Annotated in this window: 26 protein-coding genes; 2 read left to right on the top strand and 24 right to left on the bottom strand. The window is 40.4% G+C overall.

Going from position 1 to position 24,368, the window contains the following annotated elements; all coding sequences use genetic code 11:
* Window positions 1-3 precede the first annotated feature (3 nt).
* From nuoL to B4A24_RS18990, 20 genes are all read right to left on the bottom strand, one after another.
* Window positions 4-1,926 (bottom strand): NADH-quinone oxidoreductase subunit L, encoded by a 1,923-nt coding sequence (gene nuoL, locus B4A24_RS19085; protein ID WP_293946588.1) that lies wholly within the window; start codon window positions 1,924-1,926, stop codon window positions 4-6.
* Window positions 1,927-1,945: 19 nt separating this feature from the next.
* Window positions 1,946-2,275, bottom strand: coding sequence for an NADH-quinone oxidoreductase subunit NuoK (gene nuoK, locus B4A24_RS19080; RefSeq protein WP_293946587.1), 330 nt, complete (start codon window positions 2,273-2,275; stop codon window positions 1,946-1,948).
* Entirely contained in the window at window positions 2,275-2,772 is a 498-nt protein-coding gene (locus B4A24_RS19075) for an NADH-quinone oxidoreductase subunit J (RefSeq protein WP_293946586.1), read from the bottom strand. The genes nuoK and B4A24_RS19075 overlap by 1 nt, the downstream gene beginning before the upstream one ends.
* 11 nt (window positions 2,773-2,783) lie before the next feature.
* The gene (locus B4A24_RS19070; RefSeq protein WP_172395950.1) at window positions 2,784-3,293 is read right to left on the bottom strand and encodes a NuoI/complex I 23 kDa subunit family protein; all 510 of its coding nucleotides are present in this window, start codon (window positions 3,291-3,293) and stop codon (window positions 2,784-2,786) included.
* 11 nt (window positions 3,294-3,304) lie between these two features.
* A complete protein-coding gene (nuoH, locus tag B4A24_RS19065; RefSeq protein WP_293946585.1) occupies window positions 3,305-4,348 on the bottom strand; it encodes an NADH-quinone oxidoreductase subunit NuoH in 1,044 nt (347 codons plus the stop codon).
* Window positions 4,349-4,357: 9 nt separating this feature from the next.
* A complete protein-coding gene (locus B4A24_RS19060; RefSeq protein ID WP_293946584.1) occupies window positions 4,358-5,377 on the bottom strand; it encodes a 2Fe-2S iron-sulfur cluster-binding protein in 1,020 nt (339 codons plus the stop codon).
* A 30-nt stretch (window positions 5,378-5,407) separates the two neighbouring features.
* Complete coding sequence (gene nuoF, locus B4A24_RS19055) at window positions 5,408-6,763, bottom strand: NADH-quinone oxidoreductase subunit NuoF (protein ID WP_293946583.1); 1,356 nt, start codon at window positions 6,761-6,763, stop codon at window positions 5,408-5,410.
* A 1-nt stretch (window position 6,764) separates the two neighbouring features.
* A complete protein-coding gene (nuoE, locus tag B4A24_RS19050; RefSeq protein ID WP_293946582.1) occupies window positions 6,765-7,286 on the bottom strand; it encodes a complex I 24 kDa subunit family protein in 522 nt (173 codons plus the stop codon).
* Window positions 7,279-8,514: an NADH-quinone oxidoreductase subunit D gene (locus B4A24_RS19045; RefSeq protein WP_293946581.1), complete on the bottom strand. Its 1,236-nt coding sequence runs from the start codon at window positions 8,512-8,514 to the stop codon at window positions 7,279-7,281. Before B4A24_RS19045 ends, nuoE begins: the two co-directional genes overlap by 8 nt.
* Before the next feature lie 10 nt (window positions 8,515-8,524).
* The gene (locus B4A24_RS19040) at window positions 8,525-9,019 is read right to left on the bottom strand and encodes an NADH-quinone oxidoreductase subunit C (RefSeq protein ID WP_293946580.1); all 495 of its coding nucleotides are present in this window, start codon (window positions 9,017-9,019) and stop codon (window positions 8,525-8,527) included.
* A gap of 3 nt (window positions 9,020-9,022) precedes the next feature.
* On the bottom strand, window positions 9,023-9,574 hold the full coding sequence (locus B4A24_RS19035; protein WP_172395944.1) for an NADH-quinone oxidoreductase subunit B: 552 nt from the start codon (window positions 9,572-9,574) through the stop codon (window positions 9,023-9,025).
* A gap of 63 nt (window positions 9,575-9,637) precedes the next feature.
* On the bottom strand, window positions 9,638-10,012 hold the full coding sequence (locus B4A24_RS19030) for an NADH-quinone oxidoreductase subunit A (protein ID WP_172395943.1): 375 nt from the start codon (window positions 10,010-10,012) through the stop codon (window positions 9,638-9,640).
* A 119-nt stretch (window positions 10,013-10,131) separates the two neighbouring features.
* The gene (locus B4A24_RS19025; RefSeq protein WP_293946579.1) at window positions 10,132-11,952 is read right to left on the bottom strand and encodes a tetratricopeptide repeat protein; all 1,821 of its coding nucleotides are present in this window, start codon (window positions 11,950-11,952) and stop codon (window positions 10,132-10,134) included.
* Window positions 11,953-11,977: 25 nt separating this feature from the next.
* Window positions 11,978-12,904 carry a PstS family phosphate ABC transporter substrate-binding protein gene (locus B4A24_RS19020; RefSeq protein WP_293946578.1) on the bottom strand — a complete coding sequence of 309 codons (927 nt, stop codon included), beginning with the start codon at window positions 12,902-12,904 and terminating at the stop codon, window positions 11,978-11,980.
* Window positions 12,905-13,232: 328 nt separating this feature from the next.
* Window positions 13,233-14,123, bottom strand: a complete 891-nt coding sequence (locus B4A24_RS19015; RefSeq protein WP_172395940.1) for a TonB family protein — start codon at window positions 14,121-14,123, stop codon at window positions 13,233-13,235.
* A gap of 33 nt (window positions 14,124-14,156) precedes the next feature.
* Window positions 14,157-14,714 carry an ExbD/TolR family protein gene (locus tag B4A24_RS19010; RefSeq protein ID WP_172395939.1) on the bottom strand — a complete coding sequence of 186 codons (558 nt, stop codon included), beginning with the start codon at window positions 14,712-14,714 and terminating at the stop codon, window positions 14,157-14,159.
* A gap of 24 nt (window positions 14,715-14,738) precedes the next feature.
* Complete coding sequence (locus B4A24_RS19005) at window positions 14,739-15,401, bottom strand: ExbD/TolR family protein (protein WP_172395938.1); 663 nt, start codon at window positions 15,399-15,401, stop codon at window positions 14,739-14,741.
* Window positions 15,402-15,504: 103 nt separating this feature from the next.
* A complete protein-coding gene (locus tag B4A24_RS19000; protein WP_172395937.1) occupies window positions 15,505-16,329 on the bottom strand; it encodes a MotA/TolQ/ExbB proton channel family protein in 825 nt (274 codons plus the stop codon).
* A 432-nt stretch (window positions 16,330-16,761) separates the two neighbouring features.
* A complete protein-coding gene (locus B4A24_RS18995; protein WP_293946577.1) occupies window positions 16,762-17,112 on the bottom strand; it encodes a translation initiation factor in 351 nt (116 codons plus the stop codon).
* 4 nt (window positions 17,113-17,116) lie between these two features.
* Window positions 17,117-17,995, bottom strand: coding sequence for a diacylglycerol/lipid kinase family protein (locus tag B4A24_RS18990; RefSeq protein WP_293946576.1), 879 nt, complete (start codon window positions 17,993-17,995; stop codon window positions 17,117-17,119).
* A gap of 305 nt (window positions 17,996-18,300) precedes the next feature.
* Here B4A24_RS18990 and metK point away from each other — a divergent pair, with 305 nt between their 5' ends.
* Together metK and B4A24_RS18980 are read left to right on the top strand one after the other, a co-directional pair.
* Complete coding sequence (metK, locus tag B4A24_RS18985) at window positions 18,301-19,554, top strand: methionine adenosyltransferase (protein WP_293946575.1); 1,254 nt, start codon at window positions 18,301-18,303, stop codon at window positions 19,552-19,554.
* A 78-nt stretch (window positions 19,555-19,632) separates the two neighbouring features.
* Window positions 19,633-20,037 carry a Dabb family protein gene (locus B4A24_RS18980; RefSeq protein WP_293946574.1) on the top strand — a complete coding sequence of 135 codons (405 nt, stop codon included), beginning with the start codon at window positions 19,633-19,635 and terminating at the stop codon, window positions 20,035-20,037.
* Here B4A24_RS18980 and B4A24_RS18975 read toward each other — a convergent pair.
* The 4 genes from B4A24_RS18975 to B4A24_RS18960 are packed head-to-tail and all read right to left on the bottom strand — an operon-like array spanning window position 20,030 to window position 24,358.
* Window positions 20,030-21,358 carry a DUF58 domain-containing protein gene (locus B4A24_RS18975; RefSeq protein WP_293946573.1) on the bottom strand — a complete coding sequence of 443 codons (1,329 nt, stop codon included), beginning with the start codon at window positions 21,356-21,358 and terminating at the stop codon, window positions 20,030-20,032. The two genes, B4A24_RS18980 and B4A24_RS18975, sit on opposite strands and share 8 nt — an antisense overlap.
* The gene (locus B4A24_RS18970) at window positions 21,358-22,347 is read right to left on the bottom strand and encodes an AAA family ATPase (RefSeq protein ID WP_293946572.1); all 990 of its coding nucleotides are present in this window, start codon (window positions 22,345-22,347) and stop codon (window positions 21,358-21,360) included. The genes B4A24_RS18975 and B4A24_RS18970 overlap by 1 nt, the downstream gene beginning before the upstream one ends.
* Window positions 22,344-23,537, bottom strand: coding sequence for a DUF4350 domain-containing protein (locus tag B4A24_RS18965; RefSeq protein WP_293946571.1), 1,194 nt, complete (start codon window positions 23,535-23,537; stop codon window positions 22,344-22,346). The genes B4A24_RS18970 and B4A24_RS18965 overlap by 4 nt, the downstream gene beginning before the upstream one ends.
* Entirely contained in the window at window positions 23,534-24,358 is an 825-nt protein-coding gene (locus B4A24_RS18960) for a DUF4129 domain-containing protein (protein ID WP_293946570.1), read from the bottom strand. Before B4A24_RS18960 ends, B4A24_RS18965 begins: the two co-directional genes overlap by 4 nt.
* Window positions 24,359-24,368: the final 10 nt, after the last annotated feature.

The following is a 24,368-nucleotide window of genomic DNA, read 5'->3' as shown; positions in this document are numbered from 1 at the left end:
ATATTAAAGACTCAAAAATCCATAAATGAAAATAGCAATCACTCCAATTACCATCATCAATAAATAAAACCCAACATTTCCATTTTGAAGCAAACGGAGCACTTTTCCCGTATCAAATGTCGCCTTACCAGCTCCATTAACGATGCCGTCAATCCCACGTTGATCCACCACATTGCCAAAGAAACTCGACAGCCAGTTGATCGGACGTACAACAACCGCATCATATAGTTCATCGACATAAAATTTATGGTAGGAAAGATTTGCCAGAAAACCACGCGGAACTTCATCTCCCTCCGGTATCTGCTGACGTTTGACGTAAATATTGTAAGCAAGGGCAACCATAATGAGTACACCTACTACGGAAACCGCCATCAGCATATATTCGGTACTATGCTCCAAATGATGTGCAGCAGGCACCAGTGCCTTTCCTTCGGCAAATACCGGTGCCAGAAAATCTTCCAGCCAGTGGTTTCCACCTAGCGCTGCCGGTAAATTGATCGCTCCACCAACAACAGAAAGCACTGCTAATACCATTAAAGGGACAGTCATACTCTTGGGTGATTCATGCAGGTAATGTTTTTGATCGTCCGTGCCTCTGAACGTACCAGAGAACGTCATAAATAGCATTCTAAACATATAGAAAGCCGTCATTAACGCTCCCAAAAATCCGAGGCCCCATAAGAGCGGATTGGCTGCAAAAGCATGAGCTAATATCTCATCTTTGGAGAAAAATCCGGAAAACGGTGGAATACCCGCGATTGCAATCGTTCCGATCAGCATGGTCATATAAGTGATCGGCATTGCTTTCTTTAATCCCCCCATTTTTCGCATATCCTGTTCATCACTCATCCCATGAATCACTGATCCGGCACCGAGAAAGAGTAAAGCTTTAAAGAATGCATGGGTCAATACATGAAAGAATGCTCCTGTAAATGCGCCCACACCAAGCCCGAGAAACATATAGCCAAGCTGTGAAACTGTTGAATAAGCCAAGACTTTCTTAATATCATTCTGCGTTAATGCAATAGCTGCGGCCAGCAAGGCGGTACAAATTGCAATGATGGAAATCAATTGTAGGGTAATCGGCGAGAGTACGAATAATACATTTGACCGTGCGATCATATAGATACCTGCTGTCACCATGGTCGCTGCGTGTATCAAGGCCGATACAGGCGTAGGGCCAGCCATAGCATCGGGTAACCAAGTAAACAAGGGAATTTGTGCAGATTTGCCCGTTGCAGCAATAAAAAGCAATAAGGTGATGCTGACGACGGCGATGTCTCCCGCGGCAAAATTCTTCGCCCCAGCGAATACCGTAGAAAATTCGAGAGAACCAAAAGTTCCCAATATCAAAAATACAGCTAGCAAAAAACCTAAATCACCAATTCTATTCATCACAAAGGCCTTTTTCGCTGCATTTGCATACGAAGTATTTGTATACCAGAATCCAATGAGTAGGTAAGAACAGAGTCCAACACCTTCCCAGCCAATAAACATGACGAGATAGTTAGAGCCCAATACCAAGAGCAGCATGAAAAAGATAAATAAATTTAAGTAGGCGAAAAACTTACCAAATCCCTTATCATGGTGCATATATCCAATAGAATAAATATGGATCAAAAAGCCTATACCGGTGACAATCAACAACATGATTGCGCTCAATGGGTCGACCAAAAAGGAAAGGCCTATTTTGAGGTGCCCCACCGAAATCCAGTCAAATACATGTTGTTCAATTATTCCCGCTTGTCCGGCCTGTCTTGATTGATAGACCTCCGAAAAAAGAATGCAACTGCAGATAAAAGAAATAAGAACCACGGCACTGCCCAAAGCACCGATCATACCTTTGGAAAATGCATTTCTGCCTAATCCATTCACTATAAACCCGATTAAGGGCAAAAGGGGAATCAACCAAATTAATTCACTCATCGTATTTATTTCTTAAGTTCTACCAACGAAGTTTATTTAAGGAATCGATATCCACAGACTTCGTATTCCGATATACCATAATGATAATAGCAAGGCCGACGGCTACTTCCGCAGCTGCAAGAGCCATAATAAAGAAGACAAACACCTGTCCTGATGAATCCCCATGCTGCACCGAAAATGCCGCTAGCAGCAGATTGACAGCGTTAAGCATCAATTCGATGGACATCATAATAATAATTACGTTACGACGGATAAGCACCCCCATCACACCAATAGCAAAAATAATAGTGCAAAAAATCAAATAATGATTTATTGGTACGCCCTGCAACTGTTGAACAACTGTTTCCATTAGATTTGTTTAGGTTCTTTCTTAGCTAATAATATCGCTCCAATCATTGCCGTCAATAATAATAATGAGGACAGTTCAAAAGGAAGCAAAAATTCGTTAAACAATACCTTCCCTAGATTTTTTACCAATCCAATTTCAGGATTAATGACTGTCAGAGGATTGGAGATCTCAAACACACGGTATACGCCCAAAAAAGTCACTAATAGGCAGCAGCCTGCAATCACGCCCATAAATTTGACCAGATTGGATTTCATCGGTTCGGTATCCTTATTTAAATTGAGCAGCATGAGTACAAATAAAAAGAGTACCATAATAGCGCCCATATATACAATAAAATTGACCACCGCCAAAAACTGAGCATTCAATAGAATGTAATGCACTGTGAATGTGAAAAAGGTAATAACTAAATACAATACACTATGCACGGGATTCTTTGTAAAGATGGTCATCAGCGCAAAGAAAATAGACAAGAAGGCTACAAAATAAAATACTGTCATAATTTCTTGAATTAACTCTTTAATTTGGTAATATCAAAGGTCGGCTCGACCAGCTTGTCCTTTCCATAGATAAAGTCTTTACGTAGGTAATCTGCTGTCACATGTGGCCCATCCAAATAAATAGCTTCTTTTGGACAGGCTTCTTCACAAAGACCGCAGAAAATGCAGCGCAACATATTAATTTCATAAACGGATGCATACTTCTCTTCACGATAGAGGTGTTCTTCACCTTTTTTTCTTTCGGCAGCAGTCATCGTAATCGCTTCCGCAGGACAAGACAGCGCGCATAATCCACATGCAGTACAGCGTTCGCGTCCTTCTTCGTCTCGCTTCAACGAATGTTGCCCCCTAAAATTCTTTGAATAAGGCCTTATTTCCTCCGGATATTTAATGGTGGGGATCTTCTTGAAAAAATGTCTCAATGTAATCCGCAGGCCCCTGATAATTGCCGGAAAATAGATTCTTTCCGAAAAGGTCATTGGCTTTTGTTCGATTACTTTTTTACGATTGCTTAGTTGCATAAAATCCTTTCTTATGATGAGAAATAAGTATCTTTAATCAATGTAAATACACCTGTAAGTACAATATTGGCAATGGCCAATGGAATCAGCATCTTCCAGCCCAGATTCATCAATTGATCATAACGGAATCGCGGTAAAGTCCAACGTACCCACATAAAGAAAAAGATAAACCCAAATATTTTCAGGAAGAATACGATTACACCAATAATGGTGATCCAATTTGCTGATAGCCCCAGATCATTCATAAAAGGGAAGTTATATCCTCCGAAATAAAGTGATGCCATTAACGCTGAGGACACAAACATATTAATGTACTCGGAGAACATATAAAGTCCTAATTTCATGGACGAATACTCGGTATGATAACCGCCGACTAATTCAGTCTCACATTCCGGCAAATCAAAGGGAACACGGTTACACTCAGCAAATGCGCAGACCATGAAAATAATAAATCCGAGCGGCTGTGCCCAGATATTCCAATTGACAAAACCAGACTGCTGGACTACAATTTCTTTAAGTGAAAGGCTTTGGGTTACCATCAGCAAGGCAATGATGGAAAGTCCCATAGCAATCTCATAACTGATGCTCTGCGAAGCCGCACGAATTGCGCCCATTAAGGAGAATTTATTATTGGAGGCCCACCCACCGAGCATAATACCATATACGCCCAGGGCAATAACGCCAAACATATACAATATACCAACATTAACATCTGCTACCTGTAGAGACACTACCCGATCCCCAAGATGAAGCTCCTGCCCCCAAGGGATAACGGCCGAACTGATACAGGCGGTAATGATGGCGATAGTTGGCCCGACAATAAAAAGCACCTTGTGTGCACCAGCAGGAATAATTTCTTCTTTAAAGAAGAACTTTCCACCATCACATAAGGGCTGCAGGATCCCAAACATACCTGCCCGGTCCGGTCCATATCGGTCTTGCATAAAACCTGCTATTTTACGTTCCGCCAGTGTCGAATACATCGCTATTACTAAAGTGATAACGAAGATAACCGACACCAATATTAATTTTTCTATAACAAAAGACCACTCCATGATTCGTGCTTATTTCAATTTTTCTGTTCTAGCCAACTGTTCGCGATTTTGCTGTTGAAGTATTGGATTCTCCTTCACTACTTTTGGCGGGTTAAATAGTTCATAATGATTGGCGGAAATCACAGATTGCGGATCGATTTCTGTTGGTTCATCCAAAATCCAATCGCTTGTTTTTTTCTGATCAAAGCGGCAGGTATTACAGATAAATTCCTCCACCTCACCAAATTCATCCTTCCGCGCCGTCACACGTAGAACATCCTGCCCCCTATACCATAATGTCACGTTGCCGGAGCAGGTCGGACAATCGCGGTGTGCATCTACAGGCTTTGTAAACCAGACCCGATTTTTAAATCGGAAAGTTTTATCGGTCAGTGCGCCAACTGGACAGACATCAATCACATTGCCCGAAAAATCATTGTCAATTACATTTTCGATATAAGTCGATATTTCTGAATGATCCCCTCGGCCCAAAATACCATGTACACGCTCATTCGTAAGTTGATTCGCAACATAAACACAACGGTAACACAAAATACAGCGGTTCATATGCAATTGGATTTTGTCCCCTAGATCAATTCGTTCAAAGGTGCGTCGATCAAATTCATAGCGTGTTTCTGCACTGCCGTGCTCATATCCTAGATCCTGTAGTTTACATTCTCCAGCTTGATCACAGATCGGGCAATCCAAAGGGTGATTGATCAAAAGAATCTCAACAACGCCCTTTCTAGCCTCTACCACCTCCGGAGAAGTAATGTTCTGCACTTCCATGCCATCCATAACGGTGGTGCGACAGGATGCTACGAGTTTTGGCATTGGCCGAGGGTCCTTTTCGGAACCTTTCGATACCTTAACCAAACAAGTGCGGCATTTTCCACCACTCCCTTCCAGTTTAGAGTAATAGCACATTGCAGGCGGAACGATATCCCCGCCAATCTGCCGTGCAGCATTTAATATAGTTGTCCCCGGTGCCACCTCTACTGGTATACCGTCTATTGTGACCTTAAACTTTACATCTTCCGCTTCTGCCATGATCGTTATAATTTATCGTTACAGCTTTTATTATGATACAATTGGTTGTAATGGATCCGCATAATGCGCCAGCCCATAATTTCTTGTCTGAGACTCTTCGGGGTGTAATATATGCCATTCAAACTCATCCCTAAAGTGCCTGATTGCCGCAGCCACAGGCCAGGCGGCTGCATCGCCTAATGGACAGATGGTATTTCCCTCGATCTTGCGCTGTACATCCCAAAGCAAGTCTATATCAGACATGGATCCATGTCCACTTTCTATTTTATGCAACACCTTTTCCATCCAGCCTGTTCCTTCCCGACATGGCGAACATTGTCCACAGCTTTCATGATGATAGAAACGGGCAAAATTCCAGGTATTTCGGACCACACACTGATCCTCATCAAACACAATAAAACCACCCGAGCCAAGCATAGTCCCTGTCTGAAAACCACCATCGGACAAGGATTCATAGGTCATCAAACGACTGTTACCAGCAGCTGTTTTTAAAATAAGGTTTGCTGGCAGAATAGGTACCGACGAACCACCTGCCACAACTGCTTTCATCCGCTTTCCGTTGGCTATACCACCACAATATTCATCTGAATAAATAAACTCTTCTACCGGTAGACCAAGTTCGATTTCATAAACACCGGGTTTAACGATATTACCACTGGCCGAAATCAATTTAGTTCCCGTACTACGCTCCACACCGATCTTTGCATACTCCTCTCCACCCAAATTAAGAATAGGTACAGTTGCTGCAATAGACTCCACATTATTTACTACTGTAGGGCAATTATATAATCCCGCTATAGCCGGAAAAGGAGGTTTGATACGTGGATTACCACGCTTACCTTCTAGAGACTCCAATAATGCGGTTTCTTCACCACAGATATAAGCACCTCCACCCGGCTGTACATAGATTTCCAAATCATATCCTGAGCCCAAGATATTTTTACCTAAAAACCCCTTCTCTTTTGCTTCAGCAATCGCACGTTCCAGGATTCTGATCTGCGGCATCATCTCACCGCGCACATAGATATAAGATGTATTTGCGCCAAGGGCAAAACTAGACACAATCATTCCCTCGATCAAGGCGTGTGGGATATGTGTCATCAAATAACGATCCTTGAATGTGCCTGGCTCAGACTCATCCGCATTACAGACCAAATAACGGGGCACTCCCTCAGGTTTTGCGAGAAAAGACCATTTCATTCCTGTCGGAAAGCCTGCGCCACCTCTACCACGTAGTCCAGATTTTTTCACCTCCTCAACCACATCTTCGGGAGACATTGTCTTTATTACTTTTTCAACAGCAACATAGCCCCCTTTTTGACGATAAACCTCAAAGGTATTGATGCCGGGAACATCGATATGTGTCAACAAAAGTTTACGTGCCATATTATTCTGTTTTAGCTTTTAAATTATCAATCAATTCATCCACTTTAGCTTCATCCAAATTCTCATAGAAGGTATATTCAGGTCCAATTTGTAGCACTGGGCCAAATCCGCAGGCAGCCAGACACTCGACTCCACGCCAGGAAAAAAGACCGTCAGCCGTCACATCACCCTCTTTTACGCCGAGTTTTTGTTCTAAATGTCCCATGATTCGCTCTGCCCCCACTAAACAACAAGGACCAGTACGACAGATTTCCAACACATATTTACCTTTAGGCTCCAGCAGAAACATCGTATAAAATGTCGCCACCTCGTAGACTTCAATCGGTAAAATATGGAGATAAACAGCTACTTGATCCATTGCATCAGCACTGACCCAGCCAAATTCCGCCTGAACCAAATGCAAAATCGGCAATAGACCCGATTTCTGTTTCCCCTCAGGATAACGGCTTACTACTTCTCCAAACTTGGCTAGCAATTCGGGAGAAAACGTTACATTTTCATTATGTTGTTTTACACTAAGCATCTAATTCTCCTGCTATAACGTTAAGACTACTCATATTTAAAATCGCATCTGAAAGCAGCATTCCTGCACTCATAGGCGCAAACATTTGATAATTGACAAAGGATGGCCTTCTAAAATGAAGTCGGTAGGGTGAGCGACCACCATCGTGGATTAAGTAAAATCCAAGTTCACCATTTGCTCCTTCCACCGCATGATATACTTCGGCCTTAGGCGTGTCTACCTCGCCCATGACGATTTTAAAGTGATAGATCAGCGCTTCCATATTGGTATAAACCTGTTCCTTCGGTGGCAGGTAGAAATCAGGCACTTCGGCATGGAACACGCCTTTGGGTTCCTTTTCTATTTTTTCCAGCGCCTGCTCAATGATGCGAAGTGATTGCCACATCTCCTCATTTCTGACCATAAACCGGTCATACACATCACCTGTTGTACCCACAGGGACCTCAAAATCAAACTCTTCATATGAGCAATATGGATTTTGTACCCGTACATCATAATCCACACCTGTTGCCCTTAGGATAGGTCCGGACCAACCATAGTCCAATGCTTCCTCAGGAGTAACGGCAGCGACACCCGAAGTTCGTTCGATAAAAATCCGGTTACGCACAAACATTTCCTCAAACTCCTTCAATACCGGTGGGTAGCGTTTCAAAAATTCACGGATTTTCTCAAAAGCAACGGTATTAAAATCCCGTTCAAATCCGCCAATGCGGCCGATATTTGTTGTCAGGCGAGCGCCACAGATCTCCTCAAAGATCTCATAGATAAACTCGCGTTCCTGCATCACATACAAGAATCCCGAAAAAGCTCCGGTATCAACTCCCAGGATTCCGTTGCAGATGATATGGTCCGCTATTCGGGCAAGTTCCATCACAATGACCCGCATATATTGTACACGCTTCGGAATCTCGATTTTTAACAGCTTCTCAACGGTCATGTGCCAGCCCATGTTATTGATAGGTGCCGAACAATAATTTAATCGGTCCGTCAATGGTGTGATCTGATAAAATGGTCTATGTTCAGCAATTTTTTCAAAAGCACGATGGATATAACCTATAGTAGAAACACCACTGACGATACGTTCTCCGTCAATTTGTACAACATTCTGGAATACACCATGTGTGGCCGGGTGCGTGGGACCAATATTCAAGGTGATCAGCTCATCCTGTGGATCATTATCATCAAAGACTGGCTGATTCGATGTCATCTTGCTTATAAACTCGCTCATATCATATAAATTAACGGCCGAAATACAAATCTTTCTTATCTACACGATTTGGATCTTCCAAGGGATATTCCTTTCGCATCGGAAAAACATCCATATCGTCAACATTCAGAATCCTTCTTAAATCCGGATGCCCTATAAAGTTTACACCAAAAAAATCATATGTCTCACGCTCCATCCAGTTCGCACCCTTCCACACAACCGTAGCCGTTGGTATTTCAGGATTTGGACCATACAGAAAGACCTTAACCCGTACGCGGATATTGTAAATCAAACTATGAATATGATAGACAACAGCATACTCCTTTTCGAGATGAGGATAGTGTACCGCAGTAATATCAGTTAAATGAACAAACTGTAATTCATTATCCAACTTCAGAAAACGCAACACATCGATGATATCATCCACATCCACAAGGATGGTCATTAAATCATGTGCATCCGGAATCTCTACGATCTTTGAAGGAAAACTTCCTTGTAGTTTGTCTAATAAAAAACTGTTTTCCATCTTTTATTTATTAGTATGTATACCGTATTTTTCTAAGAGTGCCTTATATTCAGGCGTATTTCGCCTATTTAAAGTCTCATTTTTGACTATATCCTGTAAGCGCAATACACCATCTAAAATAGCTTCGGGCCGCGGCGGACAGCCCGGCACATACACATCCACAGGGATGATCTCATCAATCCCCTGCAACACAGAATAGGTATCAAAGATTCCGCCGCTAGAGGCACAGGCCCCCACGGCAATCACCCATCGTGGCTCCGCCATTTGGACATAGACCTGCCGCAAGACGGGAGCCATTTTTTTTGCGATAGTGCCCATGACCAACAACATATCTGCCTGACGTGGAGAAAAACTTGGACGTTCCGCACCGAATCTAGCCAAATCGTACGTTGATCCCATGGTAGCCATAAATTCGATGCCACAGCAGGATGTAGCAAAAGGCAAAGGCCACAATGAATTTGCACGCGCCAATCCAATAGCTTTATCCAAACTTGTCGCAAAGAAACCTGCGCCCTCTACTCCCGGAGGAGCTTCTGCCAATTTTATATCACTCATGAAAAGACGATTTATAAGGTTTAAGTACAATCGGCCCTTGTAGCCAATTTAGTATAGGACAACTTAGTCCCAGTTCAATGCTTTTTTCTTAATGACATAGATAAAGCCCAATAAGAGCAATCCCATGAATATAAACATCTCGATTAAGCCTTGAAAGCCCATTTCTCTAAAGTTGACAGCCCATGGATACATGAAAATAACCTCAACATCGAAAATGACAAACAAGATCGCCACCAGAAAATATTTTATGGAAAAGGGCTGCCTCGCATTACCGATGACTTCAATCCCGGACTCAAATGCCCCAAGCTTATTCTCGGTCCTGACTTTCGGCCCTATAAGGTGTGTAATAATTATGGTCCCTACTCCGAATCCTACTGCTACGATAAGCTGTATGAATATAGGTAAGTAGTCTATCGGCATACTATTGGCGTGCTCCATCTCAATCAGAATTTATATTGGTAACTGTCTCTAAATATAGAGATTCCAAGACTAAATTCAAAACAAAAAAGGCGTAGATATTACTATCTACGCCTAATTTAGAATGATTTTAGTTAAGCTTATTTTAAAGCTTCTAAGTATCCTTTAACATCCTCGTTCGCTGGATCAATTTCCAATACTTTCTGGAAGGCTTGTTTTGCTTTCGCTGTATCTTGTTTCAAATAGTGGAAAAGGCCTATGTAAGTATAACCATCCACTAAATACGCTTTATTTTTTTCTTGCGTACCTCTTTGATTAATTGTATCAATCAATTTTTGGAATGCAGCGACAAAATCACCTTTTGGCTGTGCCATATCATCGGAACCCAAAGCTGAAAAAGCTTTGTAATATAACGCGTTAATCAGGTATTTATCTTGCGCCTCTTTGTTATCAGTGGTTTCAATGATCGTGAGCTCTTTTTGAGCATTGCCAAAGTCCGCAATAGCTTGATTTCTCAATTCTTGATTAACGTAGTTTCCTTCCGCATCTTTCGCCTGGCTATCTTTTTTGAAACCGATTTGGTAATTACCTTCACCAGCATAATAGTGCGAATCGAAGTAGTAAGGCGTATCTTTATACTCACCTACAAGTCCAAATAATGAAACCGCGGTTTGTAATTCTTGCTCTTGGTATTTCGCAAATGCCAATTCTGCAACCTCGCCCAACAGCTCTTTGTCACCTTCAATTGCTTTCTTAATGTTTGCAATACCTTTTTGGATATTTGCTGTGTTTTCCGGAGTCAAAACTGGAGCAGCCGCTACAGCCGTGCTATCTGTTGCAGTACTATCCGCGCCAGCAGCCGGAGCAGCAGGTTTCGGACTGTTAGTCGCAATCTCAGCCATACCCAAGTACATGTAATCCAAAGGAATTACACGGTCTTTTTCCATCTTGCTGAACATTTGATTTAAATAATCCAATGCTTTTGGATAGTCTTTCGATTTTTGGAACGCAATATATCCTAAATAACGATAGATTTTTGGATCTATAGATGGGTTTTTTGCCAATTCTTCCGAAACCGTTTTTAACTCATCATATTGACGTGCGTAAACCAAGAAATCGGCATAACGAATTTTAGCCTCCAAAGTATTGTCACCCGCTACTTCTAAATATTTCTTGTATTGCGCAACACCTTTATTGTTTAATTCAACGTATTTCTCATCCGTAGTACCAGGCATTTTCGACCATTGGTAATACGTTTCTGCCAACTCACGATAAGTAGGCGCATAAGTAGGCGTCTCTGCAACGATAGCCTCCAATTGTGTTACCGCCTCGTCGTAAGCTTGAGCGCCACGAACAATAACTGCCTGCCCGACTTTAGCTTGAACAGAATTTGCATCAATATCCATGGCATCACCATAGCTTGTATAAGCCAATGAACCTTCTCTCAAACCACGGTATGCATCACCTAAGGCCAAAGGAATAGCAATATCTTTGGTATTTTTTGCTTTCGCTTGCGTCAAATATTCCAAAGCTTTCGCATAATCCGGTTCTGGTGTATTGATGTATGCACGACCGATTTCCAATAATGGTTCGTAATCTTTTTTACCTAATTTTGCAGTTGCCAAGGCAAACTTAGATTCAGCGCTAGCTTTATCTTTTTTCAATAAGTCAACATAACCCAAACCAACATTATTAATCGTCGCTTTTGGATCAGCAGTCAAACCTTGGTTAAAAATCGCAGCGGCAGAGTCTGCTCTGTCGTTTACCAAATAAACTTGACCCAAATAGAAATAATTATCTCCATTCTTAGGTTGCTTAGTCACTAATTGTTGAAGAATAGTTTTCGCTTTACCATAGTTTTCAGCCTCGATGGCTGCTCTAGCATCTTTCAAACTCTGTGCACTTACGGTGCCCACAGACCCAGCCAATAAAAGACTAAATAATAATTTACTGTTTGTCATAATCTATTTTTGTACTATTTATTATCTATTTAATATAACTCTCATCTCTAATAATGATCTCGCGTCCGGGCATTGTTTCAGGGACCAATCCCGCTTTTAATACAATGCGCTGTCCGCGATCTCCTGTCAAAAATGCGCTAAAGCCTAAGCCCAAACCCATATTTGGCTGATAATTCATGATGTAAACCGGTCGTATGAACGGATACACTCCGTCGGCTATGGTTGACTGTGATGGCTTATAAAAAAGCCCCTTAGACTCTCCCGCACCCACATTTTCAATGCTCAATGTACGAATTTTATCCAATAATTTCGAATTTTTTTCAACAGCTTTTAAATACCAATTATAACCGATAACGCCCACAGCATTTGTATTCTCACTGATATACTTCATTACGTCCTCGCTATCCTTCATCGCTGAAATAGCCTTTGGATCAACTTTCTCCAGTTTATAGTAGTCCTTTAAAAAACGTAGTGTACTTGAATTCGCATTGTCAAAAATCAAACGTTGGCCACTTAAATTACCCTCCAACAAAGACTTAACGTTCTTTTGGGACATTATAGTATCGGCACTGCTACGATTATTGATTAATACAACAGCGTCGGATGCCATCTGAAAAATTTTAGGCTGAATACCGCGCTTCTTAAAATAGTCATCCTCCTGGCCAGTTAGCTTTCTGGTTAACACAATCACATAAGCAGAATCTGCTAACAATGCATTGACCGCTTTGATTTCTGGTCTTACCATAAGCTCAAGACTGGAATTCGGATATGAACTCTCAAATACATCAGCAGATTCTTTAATGATCGGCAATAACGTCTGATCGACTAAAACCGGCAATTTGCCAGTTAGAATATCATCACTCTCCTTTTTCTCCTTAGTCCTGTCTTTGCAGGATTGAAATAATCCCGCACAAAGTCCAAGCGTTACAAGAATTACACTATATTTTCTCATACGATACATCATACAATTAGACAATTAAAATAAAAGAATAGTTTAATTTTTGAAGAGAGTTGATTGAATTAAAAAGAGCGCCAGCCGCTAATTAAAATTGTTTTGCCAAAGTCGTACAAACCGCATAAAAGAATAGAGGATCAATACAACGCCAAAGACTGTTTTGTACGTCGGATTAATCTCAATGGGAAAATTATCCCAAAAAATAATCAGTAGGCCCAAAACAAAATAAAAACCAAACATAAATAGTCCTAAAATAGACAGAAATCGCTTTAAAGGCGATTTCTGTCTATAATTAGAATTATTATTCGAATTAAAATCTGTCATTCTAATTTTGAATAGTATTCAAACGAATTGGCAGGGTGTAAGCTACACGAACTGGACGACCATTTTGAATACCTGGTTTCCATTTTTTAGCTTTTTTCAACAACTTAACAGCTGCATCTCCCGTACCATATTTCAAATCGCGTTTTACGTTGATATCTGTCAAGCTACCATCTCTTTCCACGACGAAAGAAACTTCCACAACACCGTTGATTCCATTTTCTAATGCCGCTTGCGGATAATCATAGTTAGAAGAAATCCATGACATAAACGCTTTCATACCTCCAATTGGCTCTGGATTTACCTCTACCGCCGTAAAGATTTTATCTCCATTTGGATCTCCATTTGGATCTCCTTTTGAAACACCTGTGATTCCACCGTCTTGTTTCTTCGAACCAAATTCACCACGTGCTACGGAAGTACCTGTCGGACTACCTTTCAACGTGATACGCGCCGGAGTTTTGTTTGGATCTTTCAACTCTTCCTGAGAAGCAACTTCTTCCACAACTTTATTTGCAGGAGCTACTTTTGGTTCAGGAAAACGAATCAAATCCTCTTTCGGCACATCCATTGCCACTTGCTGAGGTTTCTCTTCCGGTTCTTGTGGAAGGGGCTCCTCTTCTGGCGGTTCTGGTGGTTTGATCTCTTCAAGGTCTTCCAAGGTAACTTCTGTTACTGCCGGAGGTGCTTCAACAGGTTTCTTCGGAAAAATTTTATCTCCGAAAAGACGAAGAAGACTTGCAAGAACTACCACGCCAATTACGACAAGTAATCCTCTATTAGTCGCTTTAGGGGCAAGTCTACGTAGCTCATAAGCGCCGTATTCCTTGTTACGTCCCTGAAAAACGACATCAAGCCATTCTTTCTTAAAAATATCTAATTTTGACCCTATCATATTTTTATACTTTATCGTGCTACCTAATAATGATTAATCATTGTAGATATTATCACGTTTTAAAACCTCCACTTCTTCTGGACTGATTTTAGCAATCATGTAACGTTTGACATCAACGATTTTCATTTCGTCAAGAATATCAACTAGGTTACGTTGCGTGCTTTTATCACTCGGTCTAATGATAACGATCAAATCCTTACCGCCAGCAACGCGTGGTACATAGGCTTTTTTCTCCATCAATACCTTGCGAATACCATCAGCTCCGTAACCAACAGTCGTTGGTCCTTCGATCGGATTTTTTACTTGTCCGTAAATCACAGAGACTTTGTTATCAGATCCCAATAAAACTGTCAATGAACGGTTGTCAGCTGTCAATAAATCCGGCTGAGGCTCATCCTTAACTTTATTTTTATCTGGCATCGCCACGTCCATCGCTTGTGGTTTATTTAAAGATGTGGTCAACATGAAAAAGGTAATCAATAGGAAGGCCAAATCCACCATGGCTGTAAGGTCGACCTTACCACCATTTTTCTTGGACCGAACTTTCCCGCCTTTGCCTTTTTTACCACTATCCTGATTTAATTCTGCCATTTTTTGTTCTTATTAAATCGTCAATTATTTTTCCTCAGCACGCATGCCAGTGATGAAACTAAATTTGTTTTGCTTTTGATTACGCAACGTTTCAATAACCTGGTTTACAGAAGGATATTTTTCATTTGCATCAGCTTTGATCGCAATCTTCAAAGGACCCGGGTGAACAAAATTCTTGTCCGATGATTCCTTTTCTTTATTTACTTCTTCAGCAGCTAAACGTGTGTTTTGCACCCAGTAGTACAACTCATTAGAGGTATTTTCTGTACTGTCAATCGGAATACCAGTTTGTACACCTTTTTCAGTGCGCTTGCTGCCGTCCAGAGCCAATAACCCCTTCAACTTAGACATTGGTACACCAAAATTTTCCATCAGTTTGAAATGATCATAGTCCTCTTGCGAAAAGCCAATGCCATATTTTGCAGACATTCTTTCCAATGCTTTTACGCGAACCTGTTGATCTGTCGTTCCAAAGAAAACTTTTCCACCATCACCGATCGTAATCATACCCACATTAGAGTCAGGTAATTTATCTTTCGTAGTTGATGCTGGGGTATCCACCGTCAATGCTTCCGGTTGGCGCGCTGTCGCCGTTAATACGAAGAACGTAAGCAGCAAGAACGATACGTCACACATCGCTGTCATGTCGATTGACGTACTGGCTCTTTTTACTTTTGCTTTACCCATTTTAAATTCTTCTTTTTAAATTAATTAAACTCAATCTTCTACACTATGATGCTTTAGATTTTTGATTTCCATAAAATAAAATCAAAAATTTTCATCACAGTTCCTATTTGTGGTTTGCAGCGTATGTTTGTACGATTGAGAAACCAGCTTCGTCGATAGAGTAAGTTAATTTATCGATTTTTGCAGTAAAGATGTTATACAATACGATAGCGAATGTTGAAGTCGCAATACCTGTAGCTGTATTGATCAAGGCCTCAGAGATACCGTTTGCTAATTTAGCTGAATCAGGAGCGCCACCGGTTGCCAATGCCGAGAAGGCTTTGATCATGCCTGTTACTGTACCTAATAGACCACATAGTGTACCGATAGAAACTAATGTTGCGATTACGTTTAAGTTTTTCTCTAACATTGGCATTTCTAATGCTGTAGTTTCTTCAATTTCTTTTTGAATTGCGATAGTAGCTTTTTCAGTATCAACATTAACGTCAGCTGATACGGCTTTGTATTTCAATAAACCAGCTTTTACTACGTTTGCCACTGAACCTTTTTGTTTGTCACACTCAGCGATAGCTGAATCGATGTTTCCACCATTAATCAAAGATTGGATTTTTCTAACAAAGTTTCCAACGTTTCCAGTACCAGAAGCTTTGTTGATAACGATAAAACGTTCTACAGAGAAAACCCATACCATCAAGAATAAACCAAGCAAAACAGGTACGATAGCCCCAGCGTGGTAAACCATTCCTAAATAGTTACCTGGATTAGGAGCATTTTCAGGATTGTTGTCAACGAAGTTAGTTGGATTACCCATTACAAATTTCCATAAACAGAAACCAACGATGAAACAGATGATAATTGCAGCTTGAGCGAAGAAAGATCCTCCGTTGTTGCTTTCTTGTTTTGCAGCAGTTTTAGGTGCGTTTGCCATTTTTCTAATTTTTAGTTTTTTACTGTTGTTTAAATATATAATGTTGTTTAAATTATATGCACTCTTATTTGCTTTTGAAACCAATTTTGCAAAGCAAATTTAATATTTAATGTCAAATTTAAAATATTCATCTCAAATATATAAAAAAAATCAAATTTGTTTTTTCAAACTGAATACACCTACCATGGTGTCATTTTTCTCAGCAGTTCCCGTTATATAATCCTTATTACTATCAGCTAAATCGCTTATTAGCAATAATTATTTTACAATGAAAACCATTTTTTTTTTGATATGCAAGAAAAACGAGGAATTTAAGCGACAAAAAGTAAGTGATTACTCATGTTTTTTAATAATTCATTGTGTCTCGCTCTTGTCATATTCACCTAATAAACAATTCATTAGATTTGCTATAATTAGCACAGATATAGTTGTTTAACCACCAACCAATTTTACCCGATATCCTTCCTTAAGTAACAACTCATAGATCTTTTGCTTAAATTCGCCTTGGATCATAATCTCTCCATCTTTGACCGCCCCGCCTACTCCGCACTTTTGTTTCAACAATTTGCCCAAAGCTTCCAGATCTTCTGTCTGTCCCACAAATCCGGTCACTAAAGTAACAACTTTGCCCTTCCGCATTTTCCGGTCGAGCTGCACTTTAAGATTCTGCTGGTTTACCGGTAAGGTCTCTTTTTCCTGAAATAAATCAGCAAGTTGATAGTTAAAACTATCATCTGTCGAATATACAACGCCTTCGTATGACTGTTTCTTATTTTTGCTCATAATTTTAACAAATAATTTTTATTGCCTTGGGCATAATGGAAATATTTAGTTTATCACCTAATTCGATGGGCTCCCCATCCACATGAACTGGTGAAATCGAATCTACCTCGATCTGAATATTCTTTCCTGGTATAATTTCCACGTAGCTTGACTGGTCTGCAGACTTATTGAATAGGTGGAAAATCATTTTTGGCAAGATATACAGCGGAAACTTATGTACAATACATACATCAAGTATGCCGTCATTCACCGAAGCTTGAGGGGCAATATATGCATTGTTTCCGTACTGCGGTGAATTAGCAACACTAATCATAAAGGCCTGCCTTTGGTATACCTTACCGTCTATCGTTAATTTATAATGAGCAGGTTGGTATTTGCTCAACACGTTAAAAACAGATTTCATATATCCCAAGGGCCCCCGGATATTTTCGTTGGCAAAATTCTCACTTACAGAAGCGTCGAAACCTAATCCGGCAATATTAAAAAAGCGTCGGTCATTAATAACACCACAGTCCACTTCAATGGATTCAAAACGATTTATGCGGCGAATTGCTGCAGCTTCATTCATTGGAATACCTAAATAGAGTGCCAGCCCATTTCCAGAACCCTCCGGGATAATCCCCAAAGGTATTCCCGATCCGACCAAAGCAGAGCCCAACTCATTGATTGTCCCGTCTCCGCCGACCGCTATTACCGCATCATAGCCTTCCTTAATGGCCTGTAAGCCGATTTCATAGGCATGATTGGGTCGCGCTGTCTGCTGAAATGTCGGATCAAATTTCTGTAAATCCAGTACATCTAATACCTGCTTTTTGAAGGAAGTCTTGCGTTTTCCTCCTGAAATAGGGTTAATAACAAACAATATTTGTTTACGTTCTGACATATCCAAAGATAGCGGAATTTACCAATTTCTTAAAATAATGTAATCTTGTACCGTTTTAACGTCGCTTTCTAATTTTTTAAAATTAAAAGACAAATTTGATTTTAAATATCCCACAAAGTATCGTAGCTTTGTCGCAACAAAAAATAGAATGTGGACTGATTTGCGTGCTGTTGCATACACAAAGCAACGACAAGGAGATTGCAACCACAGTAAAAAAGTGCTAAAAACCCTTCGCTATCACGGCTCTTATCACTTTGCTGTTATTTCATTTCTAGCGCAAATCCAATATTAAAATTACGTAAGGCATGGCTTATTTATTTACGTCAGAATCTGTTTCTGAAGGGCATCCGGACAAAGTTGCGGACCAAATTTCAGATGCATTAATAGACAATTTTTTAGCATGGGATGAAGACTCACGTGTTGCTATTGAGACTTTGGTGACGACTGGACAGGTCGTTCTTGCTGGTGAGGTTAAATCAAACATCTATCTGGATGTACAAAAAATAGCCCGCTCTGTTATTCAGAAAATTGGCTATACAAAGTCTGAATATATGTTTGAAGCAAATTCTTGTGGTGTGTTATCTGCAATCCACGAGCAGTCTGCAGATATCAATCAGGGTGTGGATCGAAAGACGAGACAAGAGCAGGGAGCTGGCGACCAAGGAATTATGTTTGGCTATGCCAATAATGAAACGGATAATTTCATGCCTTTAGCCCTAGACCTTTCTCACCGTCTTTTATATGAGCTCGCAGAACTACGTAGGGAAAACAACGAAATAAAATATTTACGGCCTGATGCGAAGTCACAAGTAACATTGGAATACGGTGATGACCACAAACCGAAGAGGATTGATACCATTGTCATCTCTACACAGCATGATGACTTTGACGCCGAGCCAGTCATGTTAGACAAAATCACACAGGATATAAAAACAATCTTAATCCCTCGTGTCAAAGCGCAATTAAAGCCAGAGCTTCAGTTGTTATTTAACGATGAGATTAAATTTCATATCAACCCTACCGGAAAATTCGTTATCGGCGGCCCGCATGGAGATACTGGACTTACTGGCCGTAAGATTATTGTCGATACGTATGGTGGAAAAGGTGCTCATGGTGGAGGAGCCTTTTCTGGGAAAGACCCCTCAAAAGTGGATCGTTCGGCGGCTTATGCAACCCGCCATATTGCCAAAAACTTAGTTGCGGCAGGGGTAGCTGACGAAATCCTCGTTCAGATTTCTTATGCAATTGGTGTAAAAGACCCTATGGGAATTTATGTGAATACGTACGGTACATGCAAAGTAAATCTGACAGACGGTCAGATTGCTGATAAAATAGCGCATTTGTTTGACATGACTCCTTATGGCATTGAAACTCGTCTTGGTCTAAGAAATCCGATCTACTCCGAGACAGCAGCATACGGTCATATGGGTAGAACACCAAGAAAAGTGACGAAGGAATTCGAAAGTTCCACAGGAGAAAAGAAACAAATTGAGGTTGAATTATTCACCTGGGAAAAATTGGATTACATTGAAAAGGTAAAAGAAGCGTTTGGTCTGTAAGGACTAATCAATAAAATAAAAAGAGATGCAAAAAATGTATCTCTTTTTTTGTATCTTACTATTTCTAAACCATTCATAATGAAAAGAAGAAATTTTTTACTTGCGCCAATGGTGCTCATCACAGCCCCAACATGGGCAAATCCAGCAAAGTCAGAGGATGACCTGCACTCAAATACGATTGTACATGTTGTTAATTTTTGGCTAAAGAAAGACATCAGTGAACAGGATAAAAAGGACTTTGTTGGCTTCTTTGAGGAACTACGAAAAATAGATACCATCAAGACACTCAACTATGGTGTTCCAGCAGCAACCAATGCGCGCCCCGTCGTCGACAATAGCTTTGACTACACATTGATTGTCACGTTCAAAGACCTTAAAGATATCACTGTTTACGAAACACACCCAATCCATCTTAAGGCGATCGAAAAATATCAGCATTTTTGGACGAAAGTAATGGTCAAAGATACTTCCATCATCAAATAAGTCCGCGCGCCTTAATCTCTAAATATTTATTGATTGAGTTGATGGTTAAATTTTCTGGCGCAGTATATATCGTCTGAAACCCATTACGAATTAATTCCTGCACAATAAGTTGCTTCTCATAGATAAACTTTTCAGCGATAATCTGATTGTAGATTTCAATGGTCTTTTTCGGAGTGCTTTTGGCGAGGGCTTCAACTTCAATGTTTTTGAACACAACAACAACGATGATATGGCTTCGGTTTAACATGGACAGATAGTTTAGCTGTCTTCTTAAAGAGTCCAAAGTTTCAAAATTAGTATAAAGAAAAATCAGCGAACGTTTATTGATATGTGCATTTGCATAACTATAGAGTTTGCCATATTCAGGCTCCTCAAAATTTGTAGTCACTTGATATAGCGCTTCCGAAATCTTGAGCATCTGGTTGTTTCTCTTTTCGGCTGGAATAAAGACATTCACATCCTTTGAAAAGGTCAATAACCCAGCGCGATCTTGTTTTAATATCGTAGCATTCGAAAGGACCAGAGATGCATTGATTGCATAATCTAATAAAGTGAGACCATCAAACGGCATCCGCATCGCGCGCCCCAGATCAATAAATGAATAGATTGGCTGGGATTTTTCCTCTTCATACTGATTGACCATCAGCTTTTTGACCTTTGCTGTGGCCTTCCAATTCATATGGCGATAATCATCCCCCTGAACATAGTCCCTAACATGGTCAAATTCCATTGCCGATCCAATGCGCCGTATACGCTTTATGCCCAATTCATTCAACCTGTTGCTGGTGGCCAAAAGCTGATATTTTCTCAATTGAATATAAGACGGATAACATGGGATTTCCTGTGTCTGACTGGTTACAAACCTCCGTTTGAAAAATCCAAAACGTCTTACCAATGCCATACATCTACCAAACTTATATTGCCCCCGTTGTGTTGGCCGCATTAAATAAGAAATTTCTGTACTTTGATGAGCGGATAGACGGGTAGAAAACTCCTTATTCCGAATTTGAAGTTGTATTGGAAATTCTTCGAGGATTTCTATGACAGTGGGAAACGGATAAAAAGAATTGACAATGAGCTTCATGGGATTTTCATCGCCATTGGACAACTTCTCCGGGTATACCCGCGTGATTTCGATATGCCCTTTCCCCGAAAATAATACGATGAAATCAAAAATCAATACAGCCAGCCAAAGCCAAAACAGAATCCAGGCAACAACAAGCAATCCTTTTATAAAAAATGAAATCACAAAGAATGTCGCTATCGCCAACAACGAATAGAAAAACTGATTGGTTAGAAAGAGCTGTTTTAATTTTCTCATTATCTTGGAATTTCTACCGTATTAATGATTTGGTCAATAACATACGCGGTTGTAAAACCCTCCATTTCGCGTTCAGGAGTCAGCATCACCCGATGTCCCAACACCGCTGCCGCTACTCTCCGAATATCTTCTGGCGTGACAAAGTCTCTTCCACTCAACGCCGCTGATGCTTTGGCCGATTCGAGCAAGGCAATTGAAGCTCTTGGCGATGCTCCCAAGGTCAAACTTGGATTGCTACGTGTCTTTATAATCACTTGAGCAATATAGTTTAGCAATTCCTCATGCACGAAAATAGACTTAATAAGGCGTTGAAACGAAGAAATTTCCGCTGCTGAAACGACTGTGTTGACTTGATCCTCTTTATTCAAAGCTTTTTGTGCGTGATGCTCTTTTAAGATCTCCAACTCCTGTTCCAGTTCGGGATAATTCACATTGATTTTAAAAAGAAAGCGGTCGAGTTGCGCCTCTGGCAAACGATAGGTCCCCTCATGCTCGATCGGATTTTGCGTAGCGAAAACAATAAATGGAACAGGCAAAATATAGGTACTTCCATCGACCGAGACCTGATGTTCGGCCATACTTTCAAAAAGAGCAGCCTGAGTTTTTGCGGGTGCACGATTGATCTCGTCAATCAAAACAACATTGGCGAATATCGGCCCCTTTCGAAATTCAAATTCATTACTTTTTAAATCCAATATCGACGATCCGGTCACGTCTGAGGGCATCAAATCTGGTGTAAATTGAATGCGTTTAAAGTCACTGCTGATGGTCTTGGCAATTAATTTTGCGGATAAGGTTTTCGCAACGCCCGGCAAGCCTTCTATCAACGAATGCCCCGACGCCAAGATCGAAATCAATAACATATCAATCAATTGATCCTGCCCAACGATAACCTTTTTTACCTCCGACTTTACCTGAGCCATTTTATCATACAAAACCGATATATCAATTCGGTTTTCAAAGGATATATATCTATCGAAGTCACTCATATCATTTTTGCTTTATGTTTAAAATCTTCTATAATTTCATTAATCTGCCGTAATCCGGTCAAGTCATGTTGTTGTATTCCCTGCATTCGAATTATTAGTCCTATTAAATGCTGAATGTCGGCTAAAGGAACACCTGATCTTTCTGCCAATTCCTCGCAGAAACCATCTTCTTCTAAGGCAAGGGTATCCATATGAAAACGGGTCCGTAGGTCATGTAGAAAATAATCAATTTTTTTGTCAACCATATTGCCCGGTGTACCATTTTCGTAATATAGTGTCGCAATCGTTTCACAAAATTCTTTGGAAAGATTCTGTTCGGGTTTGATAATCGCGACTGCGCGTTGTTCTCTTTTACTCTTAAACACCAGTAAAAGGATAAGTCCCCCCAATAGGACATACCATGCCTGTCGTAAGCCCGTGCTGGTCAACAAAACCCGTAAGGGCGTACGATACTGATCCCTATTCGCTTTAAAATCATACCAGGCGATTGGCTTATCATTTAAATAAGATAATGCTTTTGCAGCATAAGCATATTGAGAAGCTGAATTCAGTAGATAATAGTTTCCAAATAAATCGGGGGTCAGATGCAGGTAAAGCCTACCTTTACCAACCTTTACCTCGACAAAATTGGGTAATAGATAGTCCTGGTAAGTAATCCCCCCAAGGATGGTTGTATTCTTTGGAAGTTTACTGAAGACCGCACTTAAGTCCGATTTACCATAATGAATTTTAGTATTATCATTGGTTAGCTTAACGCTCAAATGACTTTTAATTTCCACGCCTTTCTTATAGCCGTAGAAATTTTGCACCTTGATACCTAGGGAATCTAAAAGATTATAGTCAATCGATTCAGCGATAATCATCGCTTTTCCTCCGCGAGCAACATATGTAAGTAATTTATTTTTCGCAGCTTCGCCTAAGGAAAAATACGACGTATAAAACAGCAGATTCATCGCTGTTCCTTTCGTACTATCCAGGTATTCATATAATGGTCGCCTGACATCCACATTACGTTGATCAATAATATGCTTTAATTCTTGCCTGAGCACATAAGCTCCAAAAGGATTTTTATCTTTTGCATCGAAGGTCCGATCCCAAATAATCGGTTTCTTGCTCGTGATATCAATGACACCAATCAGCAATAAGACAGCTCCCAATAATATCAATCCAAATTTTACTGACCCTTTCATTTAATTTGATGTTGATATTGGTTAAACAGTTGTTCATACTGACTAAAATCGGACTCATTTAATTCAAATTGTCCGAACCAGATGTAGTCAAATACTCGTGTGCACTCCTCAAATCCAGCACGCAGGGCATTATGCTGAATCTCATTCGCAAAATCGGCATTTGTCTTACTATGCTTCCATTTGATATGACCCGCATGTGCTAGCTTTTGGATATTCAATAATTGTAGGTAACGAATTCCCAATGCATAATTTCGCCGCTCGATAGCCTCCTTGATATACGGACTAAGGTCGCTGTTCATCAGGTTTCTCTCCACATAAGCCAATGTATCCAAGGGATCTTTTCCCTGCTCATGTTTAATGAAATACTGGTTTTTATTGTATAACACTTTGTAAAGTACAAAAGCCAATGCGATTAAGGCTAGGAAGGCAAATACATATCCAAATTCTTCGTTAAATTTATACGGATTATCAGGCATGATATCCCCCAGCCATTGGGAAATACGTTGTAAAATCCTTTGCAGTACACTTACCTTATCTTTAATATTTTCGGAATACACAAAATCATCATGCTCGTATCGCTTGATAATTTCTGGATAGGGGTCCATTTTATAAGCTCGTCCCTGGCTATATTTGGGAATAGAATCAAATAAATGTGGGTCCCAAAGAGCCTCTTTACTATTCACAGCTTCGGTCATTGCAATAGAATCCACCGTAGCAGAATCTATGGCGTCGGCGGCAGAATCCACAGCCACAGAGTCTGCTGTATACGTTTCCGAATCCTCAGTCTGCGGTTTGGGGTCACAGGCGCTTAATAAAAGCATAGATACAAAA

Source organism: Sphingobacterium sp. UBA7249 (assembly GCF_002472835.1).
Classification (GTDB): domain Bacteria; phylum Bacteroidota; class Bacteroidia; order Sphingobacteriales; family Sphingobacteriaceae; genus Sphingobacterium; species Sphingobacterium prati.
This window is presented reverse-complemented; position numbering and strand designations above follow the sequence as displayed.